22 protein-coding genes are annotated in these 22,377 nt (G+C 70.4%); 19 read left to right on the top strand and 3 right to left on the bottom strand.

Annotated elements, in window-relative coordinates:
• Positions 1-63 precede the first annotated feature (63 nt).
• Genes AABA78_RS16695 through AABA78_RS16685 form a run of 3 tightly spaced genes read left to right on the top strand, consistent with a single transcriptional unit; the run spans position 64 to position 3,006 of the window.
• On the top strand, positions 64-1,263 hold the full coding sequence (locus tag AABA78_RS16695; protein WP_338264046.1) for an aminotransferase class I/II-fold pyridoxal phosphate-dependent enzyme: 1,200 nt from the start codon (positions 64-66) through the stop codon (positions 1,261-1,263).
• 21 nt (positions 1,264-1,284) lie between these two features.
• Positions 1,285-2,010 (top strand): methyltransferase domain-containing protein, encoded by a 726-nt coding sequence (locus tag AABA78_RS16690; RefSeq protein WP_338264045.1) that lies wholly within the window; start codon positions 1,285-1,287, stop codon positions 2,008-2,010.
• A gap of 21 nt (positions 2,011-2,031) precedes the next feature.
• On the top strand, positions 2,032-3,006 hold the full coding sequence (locus tag AABA78_RS16685; RefSeq protein WP_171413346.1) for a hydroxymethylglutaryl-CoA lyase: 975 nt from the start codon (positions 2,032-2,034) through the stop codon (positions 3,004-3,006).
• A 24-nt stretch (positions 3,007-3,030) separates the two neighbouring features.
• Here AABA78_RS16685 and AABA78_RS16680 read toward each other — a convergent pair whose 3' ends face one another.
• On the bottom strand, positions 3,031-5,019 hold the full coding sequence (locus AABA78_RS16680; protein WP_338264044.1) for a TIM44-like domain-containing protein: 1,989 nt from the start codon (positions 5,017-5,019) through the stop codon (positions 3,031-3,033).
• A gap of 104 nt (positions 5,020-5,123) precedes the next feature.
• Between AABA78_RS16680 and AABA78_RS16675 the strand changes: the two genes are divergently transcribed.
• The gene (locus AABA78_RS16675) at positions 5,124-5,900 is read left to right on the top strand and encodes an enoyl-CoA hydratase-related protein (RefSeq protein WP_338264043.1); all 777 of its coding nucleotides are present in this window, start codon (positions 5,124-5,126) and stop codon (positions 5,898-5,900) included.
• Between the two features lie 81 nt (positions 5,901-5,981).
• On the opposite strand, the gene AABA78_RS16670 is transcribed toward AABA78_RS16675, so the two are convergent.
• Positions 5,982-6,362, bottom strand: coding sequence for a YtxH domain-containing protein (locus AABA78_RS16670; RefSeq protein WP_171413343.1), 381 nt, complete (start codon positions 6,360-6,362; stop codon positions 5,982-5,984).
• Positions 6,363-6,579: 217 nt separating this feature from the next.
• Between AABA78_RS16670 and AABA78_RS16665 the strand changes: the two genes are divergently transcribed.
• The 14 genes from AABA78_RS16665 to AABA78_RS16600 all read left to right on the top strand — a co-directional run bounded on the left by AABA78_RS16665 (position 6,580) and on the right by AABA78_RS16600 (position 20,197).
• Positions 6,580-8,109, top strand: a complete 1,530-nt coding sequence (locus AABA78_RS16665) for an acyl-CoA carboxylase subunit beta (RefSeq protein WP_338264042.1) — start codon at positions 6,580-6,582, stop codon at positions 8,107-8,109.
• 43 nt (positions 8,110-8,152) lie between these two features.
• Positions 8,153-9,298, top strand: coding sequence for an acyl-CoA dehydrogenase family protein (locus AABA78_RS16660; protein WP_171413341.1), 1,146 nt, complete (start codon positions 8,153-8,155; stop codon positions 9,296-9,298).
• Positions 9,298-10,161, top strand: a complete 864-nt coding sequence (locus AABA78_RS16655; RefSeq protein ID WP_338264041.1) for a hypothetical protein — start codon at positions 9,298-9,300, stop codon at positions 10,159-10,161. Before AABA78_RS16660 ends, AABA78_RS16655 begins: the two co-directional genes overlap by 1 nt.
• A 14-nt stretch (positions 10,162-10,175) precedes the next feature.
• Positions 10,176-10,949 carry a ribonuclease III gene (gene rnc / locus AABA78_RS16650; RefSeq protein ID WP_338264298.1) on the top strand — a complete coding sequence of 258 codons (774 nt, stop codon included), beginning with the start codon at positions 10,176-10,178 and terminating at the stop codon, positions 10,947-10,949.
• 67 nt (positions 10,950-11,016) lie between these two features.
• A complete protein-coding gene (locus tag AABA78_RS16645; RefSeq protein ID WP_338264040.1) occupies positions 11,017-11,712 on the top strand; it encodes a peptidylprolyl isomerase in 696 nt (231 codons plus the stop codon).
• Positions 11,709-12,266: a peptidylprolyl isomerase gene (locus AABA78_RS16640; RefSeq protein WP_338264039.1), complete on the top strand. Its 558-nt coding sequence runs from the start codon at positions 11,709-11,711 to the stop codon at positions 12,264-12,266. The genes AABA78_RS16645 and AABA78_RS16640 overlap by 4 nt, the downstream gene beginning before the upstream one ends.
• 79 nt (positions 12,267-12,345) lie before the next feature.
• Complete coding sequence (gene era / locus AABA78_RS16635; protein WP_171416582.1) at positions 12,346-13,299, top strand: GTPase Era; 954 nt, start codon at positions 12,346-12,348, stop codon at positions 13,297-13,299.
• A 70-nt stretch (positions 13,300-13,369) separates the two neighbouring features.
• Positions 13,370-14,779, top strand: coding sequence for a ribosome biogenesis GTPase Der (gene der / locus AABA78_RS16630; protein ID WP_120530303.1), 1,410 nt, complete (start codon positions 13,370-13,372; stop codon positions 14,777-14,779).
• 101 nt (positions 14,780-14,880) lie between these two features.
• Positions 14,881-15,687 (top strand): tetratricopeptide repeat protein, encoded by an 807-nt coding sequence (locus AABA78_RS16625; RefSeq protein ID WP_338264038.1) that lies wholly within the window; start codon positions 14,881-14,883, stop codon positions 15,685-15,687.
• A 46-nt stretch (positions 15,688-15,733) separates the two neighbouring features.
• Entirely contained in the window at positions 15,734-16,873 is a 1,140-nt protein-coding gene (locus AABA78_RS16620; RefSeq protein WP_338264297.1) for an outer membrane protein assembly factor BamB family protein, read from the top strand.
• A complete protein-coding gene (locus tag AABA78_RS16615; protein ID WP_171416590.1) occupies positions 16,870-17,307 on the top strand; it encodes an NUDIX domain-containing protein in 438 nt (145 codons plus the stop codon). Before AABA78_RS16620 ends, AABA78_RS16615 begins: the two co-directional genes overlap by 4 nt.
• Entirely contained in the window at positions 17,307-18,182 is an 876-nt protein-coding gene (locus tag AABA78_RS16610; RefSeq protein WP_171416592.1) for a ribonuclease H-like domain-containing protein, read from the top strand. Before AABA78_RS16615 ends, AABA78_RS16610 begins: the two co-directional genes overlap by 1 nt.
• Before the next feature lie 11 nt (positions 18,183-18,193).
• Positions 18,194-19,246, top strand: a complete 1,053-nt coding sequence (locus AABA78_RS16605; RefSeq protein ID WP_338264037.1) for a hypothetical protein — start codon at positions 18,194-18,196, stop codon at positions 19,244-19,246.
• Between the two features lie 69 nt (positions 19,247-19,315).
• Complete coding sequence (locus tag AABA78_RS16600; RefSeq protein ID WP_338264036.1) at positions 19,316-20,197, top strand: DUF3014 domain-containing protein; 882 nt, start codon at positions 19,316-19,318, stop codon at positions 20,195-20,197.
• Between the two features lie 3 nt (positions 20,198-20,200).
• On the opposite strand, the gene AABA78_RS16595 is transcribed toward AABA78_RS16600, so the two are convergent.
• The gene (locus tag AABA78_RS16595) at positions 20,201-20,761 is read right to left on the bottom strand and encodes a hypothetical protein (RefSeq protein ID WP_338264035.1); all 561 of its coding nucleotides are present in this window, start codon (positions 20,759-20,761) and stop codon (positions 20,201-20,203) included.
• Between the two features lie 353 nt (positions 20,762-21,114).
• Between AABA78_RS16595 and chrA the strand changes: the two genes are divergently transcribed.
• The gene (chrA, locus tag AABA78_RS16590) at positions 21,115-22,275 is read left to right on the top strand and encodes a chromate efflux transporter (protein ID WP_338264034.1); all 1,161 of its coding nucleotides are present in this window, start codon (positions 21,115-21,117) and stop codon (positions 22,273-22,275) included.
• The last annotated feature ends 102 nt before the right edge of the window (positions 22,276-22,377 follow it).

Genomic DNA, 22,377 nt, shown 5'->3' with positions numbered 1-22,377 from the left:
CGCCAGCCGGTCACCCCGGGGTCCGGGGAGGACGTGCGCTGGCCTTTTTTTGAGGCCTGACCCATGTCCCCCCGGCCCGTGCTCGCGCAACGCGTCTCCCGCTTCGGCACCACCGTCTTCTCCGAGTTCAGCGCGCTGGCGCTGAAGCACCAGGCCGTGAACCTGGGGCAGGGCTTCCCGGACTTCGACGGGCCGGACGCCATCAAGGAGGCCGCGTGGAAGGCCATCCAGGGCGGCGTCAACCAGTACGCCCCCGGCGTGGGCGCGAAGGACCTGCGCAACGCCATCGCGGAGCACGCGCAGCGCTTCTACGGCCACGCCGTGGACCCGGACACCATGGTCACCGTCACGAGCGGCGCGACGGAGGCCATCCTCGACGTCATCCTGGGCCTGGTGGACCCCGGCGACGAGGTGGTGGCCTTCGAGCCGTTCTACGACTCCTACGACGCCAACATCGCCTTCGTGGGCGCCACGCCGCGCTACGTGCCCCTGCGCCCGCCGGACGCGGAGCACACCACGTGGTGGTTCGACCGCGACGAGGTCCGCGCCGCCTTCGGTCCGAAGACGCGGCTGCTCATCCTCAACTCGCCGCACAACCCCACGGGCAAGGTCTTCACGCGCGAGGAGCTGGAGTTCCTGGGCCACCTCTGCGCCGAGCACGACGTGAAGGTGCTGGCGGATGAAGTCTATGAGCACATCGTCTTCGCCCCCTCGCGCCACATCCGCGCCGCCACGGTGCCGGTGCTCGCGGACCGCACGGTGACGGTGAGCAGCGCGGGCAAGTCCTTCAGCCTGACGGGGTGGAAGATCGGCTGGATCATCGCGCCGCCGCCGCTGCGGGATGCCGTACAGCGCGCGCACCAGTTCGTCACCTTCGCCACCGCGTCGCCGTTCCAGGCCGCCATGGCCGTGGCGCTGCGGCTGCCGGACAGCTACTTCCAGGAGCTGACGGCGCTCTACACCGCCCGGCGGGAGCGGCTGCTCACGGGCCTGCGCGCGGCGGGGCTCCAGGCGTTCTCCCCGGAGGGCAGCTACTTCATCCTCGCGGACATCACCGGCTACGGCTTCGCGGACGACGTGGCCTTCTGCCGGCACCTGGTGACGGAGGTGGGCGTGGCGGGCATCCCGCCCAGCGTCTTCTACGGCCCGGAGCACCGGCACCTGGGACAGCGCTTCGCGCGCTTCGCCTTCTGCAAGTCGGAAGCGGTGCTGGACGAGGCCGTGCGCCGCCTGCGCGAGAAGCTGCCCGCCCTCAAGCGCTGACGCGTCCCATAAAGGCGCGCGATGGCCGTGAGCGACTTCTTCGGGGAGCTGTACCTGCGCAGCACGCTGCCGTACCTCTCCGAGGCGGTGACGGCCCGGGAAGGGGAGTACCTGTCCCGGGCGTTCGCGGACGTGGAGGGGCCGGTGGTGGACCTGGGCTGCGGCCACGGCCGGCACGCGGCTCGGCTCAACGCGGAGGGCGCGCTCGCCGGGCGGGTGGTGGGGCTGGAGCTGGATCCGCTGTCCCTGCGCCTGCGCCGCCCCGGCTTTCCCGCGGTGCGGGGCGACCTGCGGGCGCTGCCCTTCCAGGACGCGTCCCTGGGGGGCGCGTACGCCTGGTATTCGACACTCTTCGCCTTCAGTGACGCGGAGCACGTCCAGGTGCTGCGCGAGGTGGCGCGGGTGCTGCGGCCCGGCGGACGGTTGGTGTTCCAGACGGTTCCCTACGAGCGGCTGGCCGGAAGTCCGGGCGCGTCGTTCCGCGAGCGGTTACCGGATGGGAGTCTCCTGGAGGAGGAGAGCCGCTTCGACGCGACGCGTGGCCGCGATGTCGGCCAGCGTCAGCTCACCTTGCCGGACGGTCGCGTCCTGCGAGCGGCGTACGCGCTTCGTTACTATCCTCTTGCGGAACTGGAACGGCTGTTGGAAAGCACGGGCTTTTCGGTGGAGTGGGTGCACGGCGGCCTGGATTCCGGGCCGATGACACCCGAGTCGACCGACCTCATCGTGGGAGCCGGGCGCGGTTGACCGGCCCGGGACACGTCCAAAGTGGATCCGAAAGAGACATCGCGAACGCGGGTCGGCCTGCTGGGGCAACTGCCCCGCCGGGTCGACGTGTACGAGGTCGGCCCCCGCGACGGCCTGCAGAACGAGCTCCGCACGCTGCCCACCCGCGACAAGGCGCGCCTCATCAACGCCCTGGTCGCCGCGGGGGAGAAGCGCATCGAGGTGACGTCGTTCGTGTCACCCAAGTGGATCCCCCAGTTGGCGGACGCGGAGGAGCTGCTCAAGCTGGTGGGCCGCCGCCCGGGGGTCGTCTTCTCCGCGCTGGTGCCCAACCTCAAGGGCCTGGAGCGCGCGCAGGCGGCGGGCCTGGAGGAGGCCGCGGTGTTCATCTCCGCGTCGGAGGCCCACTCCAAGAAGAACATCAACAAGACCATCGCGGAGGCCCTGGCCGGCGCGAAGGAAGTGACGGCCGCCGCCCGCAAGGCCGGCATGCGCGTGCGCGGCTACCTGTCCACCGTGTGGGGCTGCCCCTACGAGGGCCACGTCCCGGTGGAGCGCGTGGTGGACATCTGCCGTCAGCTGGTGGACGCGGGCATCTACCAGCTCAGCCTGGGCGACACGATTGGCGTGGGCACGCCCCGCCAGACGGAGGAAATCCTGGCCGCGCTGCTCCAGCACATGCCGGTGGACACGCTGGCGCTGCACCTGCACGACACGCGCGGCACCGCGCTGGCCAACGCGCTGGTGGGCCTGTCCGCGGGCGTCACCACGTTCGACGCGAGCATCGGCGGGCTGGGCGGCTGTCCCTACGCGCCGGGCGCCGCGGGCAACCTGGCCTCCGAGGACGCGGTGTTCATGCTGCACGGCATGGGCGTGGACACCGGCATCGACCTGGACAAGCTGGTGGAGGCCGGGGAGATCGCCCAGGAGCTCATCGGCCGGAAGCTCGCGGGCAAGTACCTCCAGGCCGCGCTGGGTGAACGGGACAAGAAGGCCTCCCGCCGCGCGCAGACCTGAAGGCCCCTACCAGGGACCGCGTGACTAGCGGTCCCCGAGCATCGCCGTCAGCTGCTCCTCCAGGCCCAGGTGCTGGGCGGCGATCTGCAGCATGCGCCGCTCCTTGCGGTCGATGCGGCCGTCCACCAGCGCCATGTCCACGATGTGGCGCAGGAACACCTCCGCCTCCGGGCTGCCGCGCGGGACGAGGCGCTCGAAGAGCTGGGGCCCGGCGTTGAGCGCCATCTCCACGTTGGGCCACGACACGCTCCAGCGCTCCGCGCACAGCTTGAGCAGGCGGCGCTCGGCGGCGGTGACTTCACCGTCCGCGGCGGCGATGGACGCCATCATGTAGAGCAGCCGCTCGCGCTCCTTCACGTCCGTCACCACCCGGTCGCCGTCGCCGTCGCCCTGGGCGTGTCCGCCGACGTCCATGGGCGGGGGCGCGACGGTGCCGCGCTCGGCCTGGCGCCGCTGCTGGTAGCGGGCTGCGTTCGCGCTCGTCTGCCGCGCGTGGTGCACGTTCCAGGACTCGAAGGGGAGGGCGGACGCGAGCACCCAGTCGCGCTCGCCGTTGCCCAGCACCGTGCCGCAGAACTCGCAGGTGTTGGCCGCGCTGTTGGTGGTGGGCGCGTTGCACTGCGGGCAGCGGTCCGTGGACATACCGGTGTCCGTGTTCGTCTTCGCGCCGTGGCGGCGCAGCAGCGTGAAGACCCAGCGCTGCGGCACCGTGGGCAGGCTGGGGGGCTTCTCGTTCACGGGGCCCACGCCCATGCGGGCGCTCCAGCGGATCTCGACCTGCGCCTCGTCGAAGGACTCCGGGTGCACCTCCAGCGCGCGCACGTCCACCGCGCCCACCGCGCACTCCAGGAAGACGCGCCGCCGGCCCTGCTTCGCCAGCTGGCCCAGCTCCGCGTCCAGCTTCGTGAGGGCGTCCGCGTTGGCGACCTTGGACAGGCGCTGCGTCTCGTTGCGGCTCTGCGCGTCGATCCACTTCCAGAACAGCAGCGACGCGCGGTCCTCCAGCATCTCCAGGTTGAGCGCGGGGTCGGCCTCGCGCGCCTGCATCAGGCCGTCCACCTGCTTGTGGTGGCGCACGTGCTCCACGCCCTGCGTGATTTCAGAGAGCGTCCAGTCGTAGTTGCCGGAGTTCACCACCGCGTTGCAGAACTCGCAGGTGTTGGACGCGCCGCCCTTGTAGGGCGCGCCGCAGTTGGGGCACTTGCCCTGGAACAGGTCCTCGCCGATGCGCGTCTGCGCGCCCGGCTTGCGCACGAAGGTCCACACCTCCGTGAAGACCTCCGGGGCCACGCGGCTGGCGGCGGCCATGGCCTGCGCGTCCGTCTGGTTCGCGGGCACGTCCGTGTCGCGGATGCTGGCGCGCACGCGCACGTGGATGCTGTCGTACCAGTTCGTCTGGTGCAGGCCGATGAGCTGCACGTCCAGCACCTTCATGTCCGCGAGCGCGTCCCGCACGCCCTGCGCCTGCATCAGCGCCAGCTGCACGTTGAAGCGCTGCCACGTCGCGTCCGACAGGAAGGGGCGCACCGGCGTCATGTCCCGCCGGAACCAGGACTTCTGCAGCTCGAGGAAGAGCCAGCGCACCTTCTCCAGCGTGGGCTCCAGTTCGAAGGACGGGTCCTTGAGCTTCAGCGCGTTCACCCAGCCCTGCACGTCGCGGCCGGACACCTCCGTGCGCGCCTCCGCCTCGCGCTGATCCAACGCGCGCCGGGTGGTGGCGTCCGGGTGCAGGTTGCGCTTGTAGAGCCAGTAGAGCCCGCCGCCGATGACGAGCAGCGGAATGGTCACCTTCGGATACAGGAAGAGGATCCGGATGAGGTCGAAGATCAGCCAGAGGGGCAGGCCGTCACCCCCACCGCCGCCGCCGCCCCGGTCGCGTCCGGAGGTGTAGTGCTCGCCGCCACCGCCGCGCGCCAGGGCCACGAGCGGCAGGGCGAGCACGAGCAGGGTGGAGACGGTGAGCAGTCCGGGCAGCCACCGCCACGGGCGGTTCGTCGTTGGGCACGAAGGCATGGGCGAAATCCTATCCGTTTACGGCTTGCCAGACTGGGGAACAGGTTTCAGGCTGCGCGCCATTCACGCGGGCCGCCCACCGCGGTCCGTCACGGGGAGCGAAGATGCCGGAGTTCAAGGTCGACGCGCGCGGCGCCATCGAGATCTGGACCATCGACGGGGAGAGCCGCCGCAACGCCATCAGCCGCGCGATGCACCAGGAGCTGGACGCGCTTGTGGCCCGCGTGTCCTCCGGCCGCGCGGTGCGCGCCGTCATCCTCACCGGCGCGGGCGACAAGGCCTTCTGCGCGGGCGCGGACCTGAAGGAGCGCACCACCATGTCGGAGGACGAGGTGCGCGCCTTCCTCAACGGCCTGCGCGTCACCCTGCGCTCCATTGAAAAGAGCGACTGCGTCTTCATCGCCGCCATCAACGGCGCGGCCTTCGGCGGCGGCACGGAGCTGGCCCTGGCGTGCGACCTGCGCGTCGCCTCGCCCGCCACGGAGATGGGCCTCACGGAGGTGAAGCTGGGCATCATCCCCGGCGGCGGCGGCACGCAGCGGCTCTCGCGGCTCATCGGCCCCGGGCGCGCGAAGGACCTCATCCTCACCGCCCGGCGCGTGAACGCGGCGGAGGCCTTCAGCATCGGTCTGGTGAACCGGCTGGCCCCGGAAGGGCACCTGCTGGAGGTCGCCTTCCAGCTCGCGGAGGCCGTCGTGGAGAACGCCCCCGTCGCCGTCGCCACCGCGAAGCACGCCATCGACGAGGGCACCGGCCTGGAGCTGGACGACGCGCTGGCGCTGGAGCTCAAGAAGTACGAGGAGGTGCTCAAGACGGAGGACCGGCTGGAAGGGCTCCGCGCCTTCGCGGAGAAGCGTCCCCCTGTCTATAAAGGCCGCTAGGCCCCACGAAAGCGACAGGGGCAACAGGCCCGCGGTTGCTCGCGGACCGTGCTGCCCCTGCCTGCTTCATTCAGACTGGCTTCAGGCGCTCGCGGTCTTCTCGCCGCCGATGTTCACGCCCTGCTTGTTGATGTAGCCCATCGCCTTGTCCTTGACGGTGGTGCGCAGCTCCGTGCCGCGGCTGGGGGCCATCAGCAGGGCCACGATGCTGCCCGCGGCGGCGCCCAGCAGGAACGCCCCCAGGCCGCCCAGGCCCGCGCGCGCCGGCTTGTACGTCGTCAATCCCACATATCGCAGCGCGTCGTCCGGGTCGAAGTTGTCCCAGGACTTCCGGGCCACCTTGCCCGCCTTGTCGGCGTACTCGGGGAGCTGGTCGAGCAGCTGGTGCGCCAGGAACTGGCGGTACAGCTTGCTCTTGGCCAGGGCCTTCGTCTGCCACTTCGCCTTCTTCGCTCTGAACATGGGTCCCTCCAGGGCCGGATGCGGTTCACGGGGCGGTTCGTGGCCCGCCTGGGTGCACACCCCCCGTGCGACATCAAGGTAGGCAGGGAGGCCCCCCGCGACATCCCCCGAAGCGCTCTGTCGTAGCCCCTTGCGTCGTCCTCTGGACGGCACGGCTGGTGCTTCGGCTGGCAAGAAGGCAGCCAGGCCTGGGGTTTCTTGGTATGGGACGGCGGCCATGTCCTCAGACCAGACACTGCTTGAGAAGATCGCCCAGGTGGAGAAGGGCGGCGCGTCCAAGTACCACGCGAAGAACGCGGAGACCGGCAAGCTCTTCGCGCGCGAGCGCATCCGGCTGCTCGTGGACGCGGACTCCTTCGTGGAGGATGGAAAGCTCGCCAACAACCTGGACCCGGAGCTGCCCTCCGACGGCGTCATCACCGGCATGGCCCGCATCGACGGGCGCGCGGTGGCCATCATGGCCAACGACTCCACGGTGAAGGCGGGCAGCTGGGGCGCGCGCACGGTGGAGAAGATCCTCCGCATCCAGGAGACCGCGCGGGCGCAGCGCTGCCCCCTCCTGTACCTGGTGGACAGCGCGGGCGCGCGCATCACGGACCAGGTGGAGATGTTCCCCGGCCGCCGGGGCGCGGGCCGCATCTTCTACAACGAGGTCCACCTGTCGGGCTTCGTCCCGCAGATCTGCCTGCTCTTCGGCCCGTCCGCCGCGGGCGGCGCGTACATCCCCGCGTTCTGCGACCTGGTCATCATGGTGGAGGGCAACGCCTCCATGTACCTGGGCAGCCCGCGCATGGCGGAGATGGTCATCGGTGAGAAGGTCACGCTGGAGGAGATGGGCGGCGCGAAGATGCACTGCTCCGTGTCCGGCGTGGGCGACGTGCTGGTGAAGACGGAGCAGGACGCCATCGCCGCGGCGAAGCAGTACCTGGCCTTCTTCCCGGAGAACTTCTCCAAGGCCCCGCCCACGGTCGAGCTGAAGGCGCCCAAGCACAGCGGCAAGCGCGTGGATGAGATCGTCCCGCCGGATCAGAACAAGCCGTTCGACATGCACGCCCTCATCACGGAGCTCATCGACGAGGGCAGCTGGTTCGAGGTGAAGAAGCTCTTCGCGCAGGAGCTGATCACCGGCCTCGCGCGCATCGGCGGCCGTCCGGTGGGCATCGTCGCGAACCAGCCCAAGTACAAGGGCGGCGTGCTGTTCGTGGACAGCGCGGACAAGGCGGCCCGGTTCATCTGGCTGTGTGACGCGTTCAACATTCCGCTGCTGTACCTGTCGGACGTGCCGGGCTTCATGATCGGCACCAAGGTGGAGCGCGCGGGCATCATCCGCGCGGGCGCGAAGATGATCTCCGCGGTGTCGGAGGCCAGCGTGCCGCGCATCTGCGTGGTGGTGCGCAAGGCCTATGGCGCGGGCCTCTACGCCATGAGCGGGCCGGGCTTCGCCCCGGAGGCCACGCTGGCGCTGCCCCAGGCGATGATCGCCGTGATGGGCCCGGAGGCGGCGGTGAACGCCGTCTACTTCAACAAGATTCAAGAGCTGCCGGAGGCCGAGCGGCCGGCCTACGTCCAGAAGCTGCGCGACGAGTACAAGCAGGACGTGGACATCTACAAGCTGGCCAGCGAGCTCATCATCGACGCCGTGATTCCTGGCGACTCCCTGCGCGGGGAATTGCTGCAGCGTTATTCGCTTTATGCGGACCGGTTCCAGCCCCGTGCGGAGAAGAAGCACGGCGTCCACCCGGTCTGAAGTTCCCCACCCGTCATTCACGCTCTAGATTCCGCACCCGACCATGGACTTCGAACTTCCTGAAAGCCACCGCGCCCTCCAGGCCTCCCTCCGTGAATTCTGCGAACGCCGCGTGAAGCCGTACGCGCGGGAATGGGACAAGGACGAGAAGTTCCCCATGGAGGTGGTGAAGGAGCTGGGCCAGCTGGGCGTGCTCGGCATGCTCGTCTCCGAGGAGTACGGCGGAGCGGCCATGGACTCGCTCGCCGTGGCGGTGGCCGTGGAGGAGATCGCCCGCTACGACGGCTCGCTCGCCCTCACGGTGGCCAGCCACAACGGCCTGGGGACCAGCCACGTGCGCGTCTTCGGCAACAAGGCGCAGCACCAGCGCTACCTGCCCAAGCTCGCCACCGGCGAGTGGCTGGGCGCGTGGGGCCTCACCGAGCCGGGATCCGGTTCGGACGCGTCCGGCATGCGCACCACCGCCGTGAAGAAGGGCAACAAGTGGGTGCTCAACGGCGCGAAGATGTTCATCACCCAGGGCACGGTGGGTGACGTGTTCGTGGTGCTGGCGCTCACCTCGCCGGAGAAGCGCCAGAAGGGCATCACCGCCTTCGTGCTGGAGAAGGGCATCCCCGGCTTCAGCCAGCGCTCCATCCACGGGAAGCTGGGCATGCGCTCGTCGGACACGGCCGAGCTCATCCTGGAGAACGTGGAGGTCGGTGACGACGCCATCGTGGGCGAGGTCGACCGCGGCTTCATCGACACGCTCAAGATCCTCGACAAGGGCCGCATCACCATCGGCGCGCTGTCGGTGGGCCTGCTGCGCGGGGCGCTGGAGGAGTCGGTGGCGTACTCCAAGGACCGCACCGCGTTCGGTCAGCCCATCGGTGAGTTCCAGGGCCTGCGCTGGATGATGGCGGACATGAAGACGGAGCTGGAGGCGGCGCGCCTGCTGGTGCACCGCGCGGCGCGGCTCGCGGACGCGGGGCAGCCGTACTCGGAGGAGGCCTCCATGGCGAAGCTCTTCGCTTCCGAGGCGGCCATGCGCGGCTGCAACAAGGCGGTGCAGATCCACGGCGGCTACGGCTACACGCGCGAGTTCCCGGTGGAGCGCTACCTGCGCGACGCCAAGCTCTGTGAGATTGGCGAGGGCACGAGCGAGATCCAGCGCACCATCATCGCCCGCGAGACCTTCAAAGGGGCCTGATGGATACCGCTCGGCTGCGTGAGCTGGGGCTCCAGGTCCGTGAGGAGCCGTCCGGCGTCGAAGTGGTGCTGGACCTGGAGGCCGCGTCCCTGGTGAACCCCATCACCCGGGACTTCATCACCGACATCACCTTCCAGGTGATGGGTGACCGGCTCATCCCCATCGCGCCGCCGGCGGTGGTGGGCATGACGCCCATCCTGCTGTCCGCCATCGACGCGGCGGAGGAGATGCAGGCGCTGTTGCTGGACACCTTCAGCGACCACGTCTTCCACCTGCAGCGACGCTCGGAGGAGCTGCAGCTCTTGGGCCTGCCCGCGGACGTGGATCCGCAGTCGCTGGAGCTGTCCACGTCGGTGCACGAGGGACAGCTCGCGGTGAAGCTGGTGGCGGACCGGCAGGGCAACTTCCGCATCGCGCAGGCCATCCGGGGCGGGGAGGAGCTGGCCACCGCCGCGGGGCACGTCATCGAGCTGTCGGAGTTTCGCGAGCGGGCCGCGCTGACGGGCTACCTGTCCGCGCTGCTCGGCGAGCCGATGGCGCGGGCCCCCCAGGCGGCGTCTGGCCCGGAGCCGGTGCGCTTCGTGGAGGTGGTGGAGAAGTTCGGTCCGCAGGCGCTGGTGCCGCCGCGCAGCAGCCTGGAGTTGCTGGCGCAGCTGCAGGTGGAGGGCAGGGCCTACCGCTTCGCCGCCGCGCGCATCGCCGGGCGCACCTTCCGGGGCCTGCTGGCGGGCACCCAGGGCAAGGTGTGGGCGGGCCGCTTCGAACTGGATGAGTTCCCTGGCGTGGTGCGGATGGTGGCGGACCTGTTGAAGGTCGCTCCCGAGGCCGTGCGCCTCGTGGGCCCGGACGCCCCCCAGGAGTGAGCCGCGTGGAGAAGATGACCCTGGCCGAGCGGGTGCAGGCCCTGGAGGCGCGCCTGGGCGTGCAGTTCTCCAAGCGGGACCTGGCCCTGGAAGCGCTCACGCACAAGACGTACGTCAACGAGAACCGCGACCAGAACCTCAAGGACAACCAGCGCCTGGAGTTCCTGGGCGACGCCGTCGTGGACCTGGCCGTGAGCCACCGGCTGATGGACCGCTGCCCCGGCGTCCCGGAAGGGGAGCTCACCAAGATGCGCGCCCGCATCGTTCACGAGGAGGGCCTGGCCCGCGTGGCCCGGAGCCTGCGCCTGGGCGAGCTGCTGCTGCTGGGCCGGGGCGAGTCCCAGTCCGGCGGCCGCGACAAGAACTCGCTGCTGGCGGACGCGCTGGAGGCGGTGCTGGGCGCCGTCTACCTGAGCGGCGGCCTGGAGCCGGCGCTGGCGCTGGTGGACCGCTGCTTCGGGGAGCTGGTGGAGGAGGTGGCCTCCGGCGCCGGCCGCCTGGACTACAAGACGCTCCTCCAGGAGATTTCCCACGAGCGGCTCAAGCTGTCGCCGCGCTACCGGGTGGTGTCGGAGACGGGCCCGGAGCACGCCAAGGTGTTCGAGGTGGAGGTGGTCATCGGGGAGGCCGTGTACGCCCGGGCCACCGGCCGGAACAAGAAGGAGGCCGAGCAGGCGGCCGCTCGCACCACCCTGGAGCGCCTCAAGGCGGAGGCCGCTGTCGTGGCGGTCCCGGCCGTGGTGGCGCCCGTCCCGGGAGGTCCTTCACCGGACGACCCTCCGGCGTGAAAGCCCTTGGAGGGGGAGGGGGGTGGGGGGTAGGGTCCGCGCCTTCCTGCCCTGGAGGCCGTCCCGTATGCACCGTCTTCTCGGTATCACCGTGGCGCTTGCCGCCTTCGCGGCCCTGGCCGCCGAGCCCGCCGCGGGCCCCTGGACCAAGAAGGTCCAGGCCGGCAAGGACGTCTACGCGACCCTGAAGACGAGCCAGGGCGTCATCACCGTGAAGCTCTTCTCCAAGGACGCGCCCAGGACGGTGGAGAACTTCGTGGGCCTGGCCACCGGTGAGAAGGCCTGGACGGATCCGAAGACGGGCGAGCAGGTGAAGGGCAAGCCGCTCTACGCCGGCACCGTGTTCCACCGCGTCATCCCGGGCTTCATGATCCAGGGCGGCGACCCCACCGGCACCGGCAATGGCGACCCGGGCTACCGCTTCGCGGACGAGTTCCAGAGCGGCCGGAGCTTCGACAAGCCGGGCATCCTGGCCATGGCCAACGCGGGGCCCAACACCAACGGGAGCCAGTTCTTCATCACCACCTCCACGCCCGCGCACCTCACCGGCCGCCACACCATCTTCGGCGAGGTCGTCACGGGCTACGACGTGGTGGAGAAGATCGGCAACGTGCCGCGCAGCGCGCAGGACCGCCCGCAGACGCCCGTGGTCCTGGAGACGATTACCCTGAGTGAGAAGGCGCCCAAGGGTGCCCCCGCCGCGGCGGCCAAGAAGGCCCCGGCCTCCAAGCCTGCTCCCGCCACCAAGAGCGCGCCGCAATGAGCTTCATGGAGCAGGCCCGCGCGGGCACGGAGCTGTTCGGCACCTTCGCGACGACGGAGGGGCGCATCGTTGTGCGCCTGTTCTCCAAGGACTCGCCGCGGACGGTGGAGAACTTCGTGGGCCTGGCCACCGGGGAGAAGCCCTGGACGGACCCGGTGACGTTCCAGGTGCAGCACGGCCGCCCGCTCTACGACGGGACGCTCTTCTTCCGCTGCATCAAGGACTTCATGATCCAGGGCGGGGACCCGACCAGCCGGGGAAACGGTGGGCCGGGCTTCCGTTTCGAGGATGAGTTCCAGGGTGGCCGGCGTTTCGACAGGAAGGGCCTGCTGGCCATGGGCAACACCGGCCCCAACACCAACGGCAGTCAGTTCTTCATCACCGCCGCGCCACAGCCCCACCTGGACAACCGGTACACCATCTTTGGCGAGGTGGTGGAAGGGCAGGACGTGGTGGACCGCATCGCCAACGAGCTTCCCAAGGATTCAAACGACCGTCCCCGCCGGGACGTGCGCATCCAGCAGTTGACCATCTCCACGGCGCGGCCGTCGTAAAGCCGTCCGCCGTTCATAGCCGTTCCCCCGGGGCCTTCCCGTGCAGTCGTCGGAAGGCCCACTGATCATCTCCGGAAGTATGGCCTCTCAGTCCCAGAAGAAGACCCCTCGCGCTGGCTTCGCCGCGCTCATCGGCCGGCCCAATGTGGGCAAGAGCACGCTGCTCAACGCGCTCACCGGCGAGAAGATCGCCATCGTCTCGCCCAAGCCGCAGACCACCCGCAACCGCATCCTGGGCGTGGTGACGCGTCCGGAAGGGCAGGTGGCGTTCCTCGACACGCCCGGCATCCACCAGGCCAAGGGAGAGCTCAACCGCTACATGGTGGAGGCCGCCCTCTCCGCGGCCGAGGAGGTGGACCTGGTCCTCTTCCTCATCGAGCCGCCCCAGGGCGAGACGCTGGACGTGACGCCGGGCAACCGCTCCATCCTCGAGCGGCTGGAGAAGGTGGGCAAGCCCACCTTCCTGGTCATCAACAAGATCGACTCCATCCCCAAGTCGAAGCTGCTGCCGCTCATCGCCCTCTACGGCCAGGAGTTCCCCTTCGCGGAGGTGGTGCCCATCTCCGCACGGGAGAAGGACGGCGTGGAGCACCTGTTCCAGGTCGTGCTGGGCCACCTGCCGGAGGGCGAGCCCCTCTTCGCGGAGGACATGCTCACGGACCAGCAGGAGCGCGTGCTGGTGGCGGAGTACATCCGCGAGCAGGTGCTTCGGCACTGCCGCCAGGAGATCCCGTACTCCACCGCGGTGCTGGTGGACGTGTTTGACGAATCCGAGCGCGAGCCGCGCCCGGGCACGCCCCCCGGCCAGCTGGGCGGCCTCATCCGCATCGCGGCGTCCATCTACGTGGAGCGCGACAGCCAGAAGGCCATCCTGATTGGCAAGCAGGGGCAGATGCTGAAGCTCATTGGCACGGACGCGCGCAAGTCGGTGCAGCGCCTGCTGGGCGCGCACGTGTACCTGGACCTGCGCGTGCGAGTGGAGGCCCGCTGGAGCGAACGCGCCGCGGGCCTGAGGAAGCTGGGTTACGAGTGATGTCGCCGCAGAAGCCGTTGCCGCTGACGTCGTTGCCGCTGAAGTCGTCGTCGCTGTCGAAAGAGACTCCATGAAGCCGCTGGTCGCCATTGTCGGTCGCCCCAACGTGGGCAAGAGCACGCTGTTCAACCGCCTGGTGGGCCGGCGTATCGCGCTCGTGGAGGACGAGCCGGGCGTCACCCGCGACCGGCACTACGCCGACGCGGAGTGGGAGGGCCGCGCCTTCACCCTCATCGACACGGGCGGCTTCGTCCCCGGTGAGAAGGACACGCTGCTCAAGCAGGTGCGCGAGCAGGCGCAGTTCGCGGTGGAGGAGTGCGACGTCATCATCTTCGTGGTGGATGCCCGCGCGGGGATGACGACCGCGGACGAGGCCGTCGCCAACTACCTGCGCAAGTCGGGCAAGCCCGTCGTCGTGGCGGCCAACAAGCTGGACAACGAGACCGGGCAGATGCAGTCGCTGGCCGGCGAGTTCTTCCGCCTGGGCCTGGGCGACGTGAACGCCATGTCCGCCGAGCACAACCTGGGCATGGGCAGCCTGATGGACTCCGTGGTGTCCAAGCTCCCGGAGAAGGTGGAGGGCGAGGACGCCGAGGCGCCGCCGGACGACGGGAAGATCCGCGTGGCCATCATCGGCCGGCCCAACGTGGGCAAGAGCACCCTGGTCAACGCCATCCTCAAGGAGAAGCGCGTCGTCACCAGCGAGGTCGCCGGCACCACGCGCGACCCCATCGACTCGGAAGTCACGTACAAGGGCAACCAGCTCATCCTCACGGACACCGCGGGCATCCGGCGCAAGAAGACCATCGCGCACCAGGTGGAGCAGTACTCCGTCATCGCGGCGCTGAAGGTCCTGGAGCGCAGCGACGTGGCGGTGCTGCTGATGGACGCCACGGAGCCGGCGGTGGATCAGGACGCGAAGCTCGCGGGCCTGTCCATGGACCGGGGCCGCGCGCTGGTCATCGTGGTGAACAAGTGGGACCTCATCGCGGAGGACAAGCGCCGCCAGGAGGCCTTCCGCGAGGACCTCAAGATCGCCCTGAAGTTCGTGGGCTACGCGCCGGTCATCTTCACGTCCGCCCTGCACGGCTCCAAGGTGGAGAAGGTGGTGGACGTGGCGGTGGAGCTGGCCAAGCAGTTCCGCTTCCGGGCGCCCACCCCGCAGCTCAACAAGCTGCTGGACTACATGGTGGACAACAACCCGGCGCCCATCGTGAAGAGCAAGCCGCTGCGCCTGTACTACATCGCCCAGGTGGCGGCGGCCCCGCCGACGTTCGCCCTCACGTGCAACGAGCCGCAGGGCGTGCCGGACATGTACAAGCGGTACATCACCAACCAGATCCGCAAGACGTTCGACTTGCGGGTCCCCATCCGCCTGCTCTTCCGCGAGCGGCCAGGCAAGGCCAAGCGCGAGGCGCGCAAGAAGCCGCACCTGGCGGGCAAGGGTGGCAAGGGCGGGAAGCGCGCGGGGCGCGACTGACCGCGCTCACGCGTTGACACTCCCAGCGGGCGCTCTTTACAGTGCGCCGCTTTCCCAGCAGAGCGAAGAGCACCGTCGAGCCGGAGAGAGGTCCCTTCATCGTGGCCCAGCAGAAGACCGAGAAGATTCGCCAGCAGGAGCTTCGCCAGCCGGACGCCTTCCAGAAGGTGGGGGCGGACGCGCGCGACTGGTTGATGCAGCGCCAGAAGTTCCTCGCCATCGGCGCGGGCGTGCTGGTGCTGGGCGCGGTGGGTTTCGCCATCGTCAGCGAAGTGTCCAAGCGCGGCGAGGAGACGGCCGCCATGGCCCTGGGCCAGGCCCTCACCGTCCTGGACCGCCCCGTGACGGGCGTGGACCCGGCGGACCCCACGGCCACGGAGCCCCCGTTCGCGACGGTGCAGGCCCGTGACGAGGAGGTCGTGAAGCAGCTGTCGGCCTTCCGCAAGGAGCACGAGGGCACGCGCTCGGCGACGACGGCCGCCCTGGCACAGGGGAAGGCCGAGTTCCGGCTGGGCAAGAACGACGACGCCCTGGCGTCCCTGGACGCCTTCCTCAAGGGCGCCCCGGAGAACGACGCCCTGCGCGCGAGCGCCCTGGAAGGCCAGGGCTACGCCTACGAGGCCAAGGGCGACTACGCCAAGGCCATCACCGCCTTCGAGGAGATGGAGAAGGCGGACACCGGCGAGTACCTCGTCGGCATGGGCGCGTACCACAAGGCGCGCATGCTGATCCTCCAGGGCAAGAAGGACGAAGCCGCGCAGGTGCTGTCGAAGATCCCGACGGACCACCCGAACAGCGCCGCGGCCCGTCAGGCCACCGAGCGCATGGCGGTGCTGGCCGCGGAGGGCGTGAAGGTGCCCACGCCGGCGCCGCCGGCCGCCACGGCCACGGACGCGGGGCAGCCGTAGCGCGCTCATGACCATGCGGCTCGCTCGGTGGAAGCGGTGGGTGGGAATGGTGGCCGGGGTGGGGCTCCTGGCCGGGTGTGCCCGGGCGCCGCTGTATGGCAACCCGGAGCTGCCCGCGGCGCCCCGCCAGCCGCCGGTGGATTACTTCCAGGTGGACTGGTGGAAGGGCCTGGTCGACAAGGTCCCGCTGCTGGAATACTCGCCGCGCGAGCCCGCCTCCCCGGTGTACGACCCGGAGAGCCGGAACGTCGTCGTCCAGACGCGTGACGGCTACATCCGCGCGGTGGGGCCGGACGGGCAGGTGGCCTGGTCCTTGCGCACGGGGGCCCGGGCGCTCGCGGGCGGCATCGCCAGCGAGGGCGTCCTCTACATGCCGGGTGGCGACGGCGTGCTGTACGCGCTCGACGGCCGCACCGGCGCGGTGAAGTGGAAGTACGCCACCAACGAGTCGCTGGCCACGGTGCCGGTGCTCGCGGACGGCCTGGTGCTGGTGGCCACGGACACCGACACGGTGTTCGCGGTGAAGGCGACGGACGGCACGTGGGTGTGGCAGTACCGCCGCGACCCGCCGTCCGGCTTCACCATCCGCGGCGCCTCCGCGCCGAGGGTGGACCAGGGCACCGCGTACGTCGGCTTCTCCGACGGCTTCCTCGTCGCCCTCAAGCTGGAGGACGGCGGCGTCGTCTGGGAAAAGTCCCTGTCGGGCGCGGGGACGGAGTTCCTGGACGTGGACACCACGCCGGCCATCGACTCGGCGGGGCGGCTCTACGTCGCGTCTTACAAGAACGGCCTGTACGCCCTGGAGGCGGACACCGGCGCCGTCATCTGGAACACCAGCGTGGGCGGCCTGACGTCGCTCCTGTCCCGGGGCGAGGTCGTGTTCGCCACGGGCGACGGCCGCGTGGACGCCTACCTGGGGGAGACGGGGAAGCTCATCTGGTCGCTCCCCCTCAAGGATAGGACGGCGCTGGCTCCGGTGTTGGCCCGGGGAATGCTCCTGGTGCCCAACGAGCGTGCGCTGCTGTTCGTGGACCCGACGACGGGCAAGACGCGCCTGTCGTGGAACCCGGGCACGGGCATCTCCGCGCCGCCGTTCGTCGTGGGCTCGCGGGTGTACGTGCTGTCCAACAACGCGTACCTGTACTCGCTGGACATGAACGACGTGAAGAAGGGGCCGCGCGGGTGACGCGCGCCGTGCCCCGGACGGTGCGGGTCGTGGCCGCGCTGATTCCCCGGCCCGGCCCGGAAGACGGCGGGCCGCGGTACCTGGTCCAGCAGCGCCTCCCCGGCGGCAGCCGCGCGCTCCTCTGGGAGTTCCCCGGCGGCAAGGTGGAGGCGGGCGAGACGGACGAAGCCGCCCTCGCGCGCGAGTGCCGCGAGGAGCTGGACGTGGAGCTGTCCGTGGGCCGCCGCCTGTGGGAGGGCCGGCACACGTACCCGGACCTCACGGTGGAGCTGGTGCTGTACGGGGCCACGCTGGTGTCCGGCGAGCCGAAGCCCCTGGGCGCGCACCAGCTGGCGTTCCACACGCCCTCGGAGATGCAGGCGCTGCCGTTCTGCGAGGCGGACGTGCCGCTCCTGGACGACCTCTTGGCGGGAAGGCTGGGTGCGCTCGATTGATGCTGCTGCACACGTTCCAGCACATCCCCGGCGTGGGGCCGTGGCGCGAGAAGGACCTGTGGTCCAAGGGCATCCGGACCTGGGATGACTTCCCGGACGGCGGCATCGTCATCAGCCGCAAGGCGGACACGGTGGCCCGCCAGCGCATCGCGGAGGCGCGCGAGGCCCTGGCCCGCAAGGACCTGAAGGAGCTGGCCCGCCTGGTGCCGCCGCGCGAGCACTGGCGCCTGTTCCCGGAGTTCCAGGACGACGCCGTCTACTTCGACATCGAGACGGACGGCAGCCAGACGCAGGTGCCCACCGTGGTGAGCCTGTTCGACGCCGCGGGGCTGCACGTCTTCATCCAGGGCCGGAACATGGACGCGCTGCCGGAGGCGATGGCGACGCGGCGGCTGTGGGTGACGTTCAACGGCTCGTGCTTCGACGTGCCGGTGCTGAAGGAGTACTTCGGCGCGAAGAACTTCCCGGTGCCGGAGGCGCACATCGACCTGCGCTTCGTCACGCGGCGGCTGGGGATGGGCGGCGGGCTGAAGGAGATTGAAGACAAGCTGGGCGTGGGCCGGCCGCCGCACCTGAAGGGCGTCAACGGCTACGACGCGGTGCTGCTGTGGCGCGCGTACCTGCGGCGCGGCGACGTGGAGGCCCTGCGCTACCTGGTGGAGTACAACCTCTACGACTCGTTCCAGCTCCGGTCGCTGATGGACCTCGCGTACAACAAGGGCGCGGACGACCTGAACCTGGACGTCCCCCGGCTGAAGGTCTTCGAGCGCGGGGACCTGCTCTACGACGTGAGCCGGCTGCTCTTGGAGCTGGGCCCCACCGAACGCGACCTGGACACGCTCGCGCGCGTGCGGGCCATGGAGCAGGATTCCTGAGCGGCCAGGTCGTGCCCTGGGTCGGCCGGCCGCGGCCCGGCACCCTCTGGGGCATTCCCAGCCGCCGCGTGGCGCTCACCCGGCTCACGGCCCTGCCGCTGACGGACGCGGAGTGGGCGGGCGACGGCTTCGTGCTGACGCCCACGGCCGAAGCGGTGGGCCTGGCCGTGGGCACGCGGCGCCTGGCCGTGCTCGGGGCGACGGAGGCCTGGCCGCCCGGGCATGCGCTGGAACTGCCCCGGACGGCGCAGTTGGTGGCGCTGCATCCATCGCTGCGGGGCGCGGCGGTGCTGGGACCGGGCCGGATTGAAATGGTGGGCCAGTCTCCGGACGGCGGTCCGGTGGAGACGCCCGCGCGGGCCTGGACGCGGCCCACGCAGGCGCTGGGGTTCGACGTCACCGGCCAGGGCCTGTGGACGAGCGGCGCGCGGGACGGGCGGGCGTCCGTGCACGTCCTGGATGCCCAAACGTTATCAGACGTCGCGGGGACGGAGGCCGGGCTCGAGCTCGCCATGCCGCCCGTGGGCGAGGACGACCTGGACGGGCTGTACGAATGGATGCCGCACCCGAGCCTGCCGGTGATGGGCGTGGCGGTGAGCCAGGGCCAGGAGGGCACGTGGCTCACGTTCGTGGAGCGTGGCGCGGCGGGGCTCGAGCGCGGCGCGGCGGTCGCGTCGGTGGATGCGCCGTTCTATCCGGCGGGCTTCCTGCCGGACGGCTCGGGCTTCATCGGCGTGGGCGGCACCTGGGTGCGGCGCTGGACGTATCCGGAGGCCCGGATGGCTGCGGAGTTCCTGCTGCCGGAACAGGGCACGCTGGCCACGGGGTACACAGGCCTGGTGACGGCGGGGGCGGTGCTGGTGGCGGTGGAGGACCTGTTGGAGGCGGGGGAGTGGTACCTGCTTCAACTGGACCCCGACTCGCTGCGGCCCGTGTGCGCGTGGGAGTTGCCGCTGCCCACGGAGACCGTCACGTCCGTGCACCTGCTGCCCGGCGGCTTCATCCTGTCGTCCGAGGACGGCCAGCTCTGGCGCCTGCCGGACGAGGTCCTCTCCGCGCGGTGAACACCGGCGGCGCGGTTTGTTCACGCCCGCGTGGAATGGCTCGGAGGCCTGTCTGTAAGGTCCGGCACCATGAGTGATCCGAACTTCGTGAACCCAGGCCCTGGAGGAGTCCCACCGCCGCCGGAGGCCGAGCCGCCCAAGGCGCCGTCGCGGGGCAAGGTGCTGGGCATCCTGATCGCGCTGATGGTCGTGGGCGTGGCGGCCTCGTACTTCGGCCTGAGGCGCCAGAGCGAGCAGCCGCCCGTGGTGACGGCGCCCCCGGTGGTGGACGCGGGCATGGCGGAGGCACCCCCGGAGGTGTCGTTGCCGGAGAGCGACGGGCGGATCCGCGACCTGGTGGGCAAGCTGTCGGTGGATCCGGAGCTGGCGCGGTGGCTCCAGGAGCGCGACCTGGCGCGCCGGTTCACCGCGTCCGTGAGCAACATCGCCGACGGCGAGAGCCCCCGGGCCTCGCTGTTGTTCATGGCGCCCGTGGGGGCGTTCCAGGTGGGCGCGGCCGGGGCGGACGGGCGCTCGGAGATCGCGCCGCTGAGCTACGCGCGCTACGACCTGGTGGCCCGGGTGCTGGGCTCGCTGGACGCGTCCGGCGCGGCGATGGTGTACCGGGAGCTGAAGCCGCTCATCGACCAGGCGTACCGGGAGATCGCGCCGCCGGATCAGGGCTTCGAGACGGCCTTCGGCCGGGCCATCCAGCATCTGCTGGCGGTGCCGGTGCCGAAGGGGCCGGTGGAGGTGATGCCCAAGGGCGCGCTGTATGTCTACGCGTCGCCGGAGCTGGAGGGGCTGAGCAAGGCCCAGAAGCACCTGCTGCGGATGGGCCCGGGGAACATGCGGCTCATCCAGGCGAAGCTGCGGGAGCTCCGCACGGCGCTGAACCTGCCGACCCCGGCGCCGGCCACGCCCGAACCGCTGCCGGATCAGGCGCCGGGGCAGTCCGAAGCCCAGGAATGACGGCTACTTGTGCTTCTTCTTGCCGCCCTTGGCGGGGGGCGGCGGAGGCGGCTTGGCCTTTTCCTTGTCGCCGATGATCTGGAACGAGGCCCGGAGGTCGTCCACGTCGCGGCCGCGCGAGTCCTGGAACGCCGAGCCCGTCTGGGCGTCCACGACCAGGGTGTACGAGTAGCCGGTCTTGAGCGGCTGCGGCAGGTGGATGCGGTACACGAGGCCGTCGTCGGCCTCGGACACGGAGTCGTCGGAGACCATGGCCCGGTCGGCTTCGTCCATCAGCCGGACCCGGTAGTTCTTGAGGCCCAGGGTGCTGCGCAGCTCCAGGTCGGAGGTGGGCTCCACGAGGGGCTTTTCTTCCAGGGCCAGGGGGATGAGCGCCATGCCGGCGTCGGGCGACTGGTACTGGAGCGTGAAGACGACGGCCTCGGGAGCCGCATCCGGGGTCGTCGCGGCGCTGGTGGCGCCGCCGTCCACGGGGCCCTGGGGCGTCTTGTCGGGACAGCCCGTCAGCAGGGCCGCGGTGAGGCCGCACAGCGCGGCGAGTCCGGTTCGTCGGAAGAGGCGCATGGGCCGGCAAGGTACGTTCCGGAACCGGGCTCGGGAAGCACCCAATTCCAGCGGCCGTGGGCCGGAGGTGGCTGGTCGACGGTATCGGTCGACGCTGGGGGCCAGCGCGGAGTCGGTGCTCGGGAGGTCCGCCGGGCGGGTTGCGGGGACGTCCATGGAGGCCTGGGGTGGTCCGGGGAAGCGCCTGGAATCCTTGGGGAACCCCCAGTCGAAACGTCTGATAAGAAGCGTTATGTAAACTAAGTCTCTGGGGTCCTGGGTGGGGTTCATTGGGGCTCATCCCCTCCCTTGCGCCGTGGCACCATCCGCCGCGATTCCGTTGGTTCCGGTTCATCACGAGGCTCCCGCGGCGCATGGACTCAACGCATTCCCACGACGTCGCCCGGGGCTCGCTTGGCGAAGTCGCATGGGTCTTCCTCCGGCTGGGGCTGACCGCCTTCGGGGGCCCTGCCGCGCACATCGCGATGATGGAAGACGAGCTCGTGCGGCGGCGCCGGTGGCTGCCCCGTGAGGACTTCCTTGACCTGCTGGGCGCCACCAACCTCATCCCGGGCCCGAACTCCACCGAGCTGGCCATCCACCTCGGCCATCGGCGTGCTGGCTGGCCCGGGCTGCTGGTGGCCGGCGTGTGCTTCATCGTCCCGGCGATGCTCCTCACGCTGGCGGCTGCCTGGGCCTACGTGCGCTTTGGCACCCTGCCGCAAGCCGGCGCCCTCCTGTATGGCGTCAAACCCGTCATCCTGGCCGTGGTGCTCCAGGCCCTGTGGAGCCTTGGCAAGACGGCCCTGACGACGCGTCCCCGGGTCGCCGTGGCCATCGGCGCGGCCGTCGCAAGCGCCCTTGGCGCCAACGAACTGCTCATCCTGGCCCTGGCCGGTGGTTGCCTGGCGGCCTGGAGCCATCTCCGGGCGTCCCCTGCGTCCAGATCGGCGCTCACCCTGACGCCGTTCGCCCTCAACGGCGTCACCGCCATGGCGGCCACGGCCGCCACGCCGTTCAGCCTGGGCGGCCTCTTCCTGTTCTTCCTCAAGGTCGGCAGCGTCCTGTTCGGCAGTGGCTACGTCCTGCTGGCCTTCCTGCGGGCGGACCTCGTCGAACGCTGGGGCTGGCTCACCGAGGCCCAGCTCCTGGACGCGGTGGCCGTGGGCCAGTTCACGCCGGGCCCTGTCTTCACCACCGCGACGTTCATTGGCTACCTGGTGGGCGGTACGCCCGGCGCGGGGCTCGCCACGCTGGGCATCTTCCTGCCCGCGTTTGTCTTCGTGGCGCTCAGCGGCCCTCTGATTCCCAGGCTTCGCCGGTCCCGGACCGCGGGCGCGGTGCTCGACGGCGTCAACGCGGCCTCGCTGGCCCTCATGGCCGTGGTGACGTGGCAACTGGGACGCGCGGCCCTGGTGGATGGATGGACGGTGGCCCTCGCCGGACTTGGAGCGCTGTTGCTCCTGCGCTGGCGGGTCAACTCGGCCTGGCTGGTACTGGGCGGTGCCGCCGTCGGGCTGCTGCTGGCCCTGTGACAGGCCTGTCTCACGGTGTGTCACTGGGTCATGTAAAATCCTGAAAACGGCCCAAATCCGCTAAACGCTTGATTTTGTTCGGACGGGTGCCGGTTGGAGGAT

The sequence above is a fragment of the Corallococcus caeni genome (assembly GCF_036245865.1).
In the GTDB taxonomy this organism is placed as follows: Bacteria; Myxococcota; Myxococcia; order Myxococcales; family Myxococcaceae; genus Corallococcus; species Corallococcus caeni.
This window is presented reverse-complemented; position numbering and strand designations above follow the sequence as displayed.

Excerpts from the sequence above, each read along its gene's own strand:
- AABA78_RS16695 (WP_338264046.1), top strand. The coding sequence starts at position 64 with ATGTCCCCCCGGCCCGTGCTCGCGCAACGCGTCTCCCGCTTCGGCACC.
- AABA78_RS16690 (WP_338264045.1), top strand. The coding sequence starts at position 1,285 with ATGGCCGTGAGCGACTTCTTCGGGGAGCTGTACCTGCGCAGCACGCTG.
- AABA78_RS16680 (WP_338264044.1), bottom strand. The coding sequence starts at position 5,019 with ATGCCTTCGTGCCCAACGACGAACCGCCCGTGGCGGTGGCTGCCCGGA.
- AABA78_RS16675 (WP_338264043.1), top strand. The coding sequence starts at position 5,124 with ATGCCGGAGTTCAAGGTCGACGCGCGCGGCGCCATCGAGATCTGGACC.
- AABA78_RS16670 (WP_171413343.1), bottom strand. The coding sequence starts at position 6,362 with ATGTTCAGAGCGAAGAAGGCGAAGTGGCAGACGAAGGCCCTGGCCAAG.
- AABA78_RS16665 (WP_338264042.1), top strand. The coding sequence starts at position 6,580 with ATGTCCTCAGACCAGACACTGCTTGAGAAGATCGCCCAGGTGGAGAAG.
- AABA78_RS16660 (WP_171413341.1), top strand. The coding sequence starts at position 8,153 with ATGGACTTCGAACTTCCTGAAAGCCACCGCGCCCTCCAGGCCTCCCTC.
- AABA78_RS16655 (WP_338264041.1), top strand. The coding sequence starts at position 9,298 with ATGGATACCGCTCGGCTGCGTGAGCTGGGGCTCCAGGTCCGTGAGGAG.
- rnc (WP_338264298.1), top strand. The coding sequence starts at position 10,176 with ATGACCCTGGCCGAGCGGGTGCAGGCCCTGGAGGCGCGCCTGGGCGTG.
- AABA78_RS16645 (WP_338264040.1), top strand. The coding sequence starts at position 11,017 with ATGCACCGTCTTCTCGGTATCACCGTGGCGCTTGCCGCCTTCGCGGCC.
- AABA78_RS16640 (WP_338264039.1), top strand. The coding sequence starts at position 11,709 with ATGAGCTTCATGGAGCAGGCCCGCGCGGGCACGGAGCTGTTCGGCACC.
- era (WP_171416582.1), top strand. The coding sequence starts at position 12,346 with ATGGCCTCTCAGTCCCAGAAGAAGACCCCTCGCGCTGGCTTCGCCGCG.
- der (WP_120530303.1), top strand. The coding sequence starts at position 13,370 with ATGAAGCCGCTGGTCGCCATTGTCGGTCGCCCCAACGTGGGCAAGAGC.
- AABA78_RS16620 (WP_338264297.1), top strand. The coding sequence starts at position 15,734 with ATGGTGGCCGGGGTGGGGCTCCTGGCCGGGTGTGCCCGGGCGCCGCTG.
- AABA78_RS16610 (WP_171416592.1), top strand. The coding sequence starts at position 17,307 with ATGCTGCTGCACACGTTCCAGCACATCCCCGGCGTGGGGCCGTGGCGC.
- AABA78_RS16600 (WP_338264036.1), top strand. The coding sequence starts at position 19,316 with ATGAGTGATCCGAACTTCGTGAACCCAGGCCCTGGAGGAGTCCCACCG.
- AABA78_RS16595 (WP_338264035.1), bottom strand. The coding sequence starts at position 20,761 with ATGCGCCTCTTCCGACGAACCGGACTCGCCGCGCTGTGCGGCCTCACC.
- chrA (WP_338264034.1), top strand. The coding sequence starts at position 21,115 with ATGGACTCAACGCATTCCCACGACGTCGCCCGGGGCTCGCTTGGCGAA.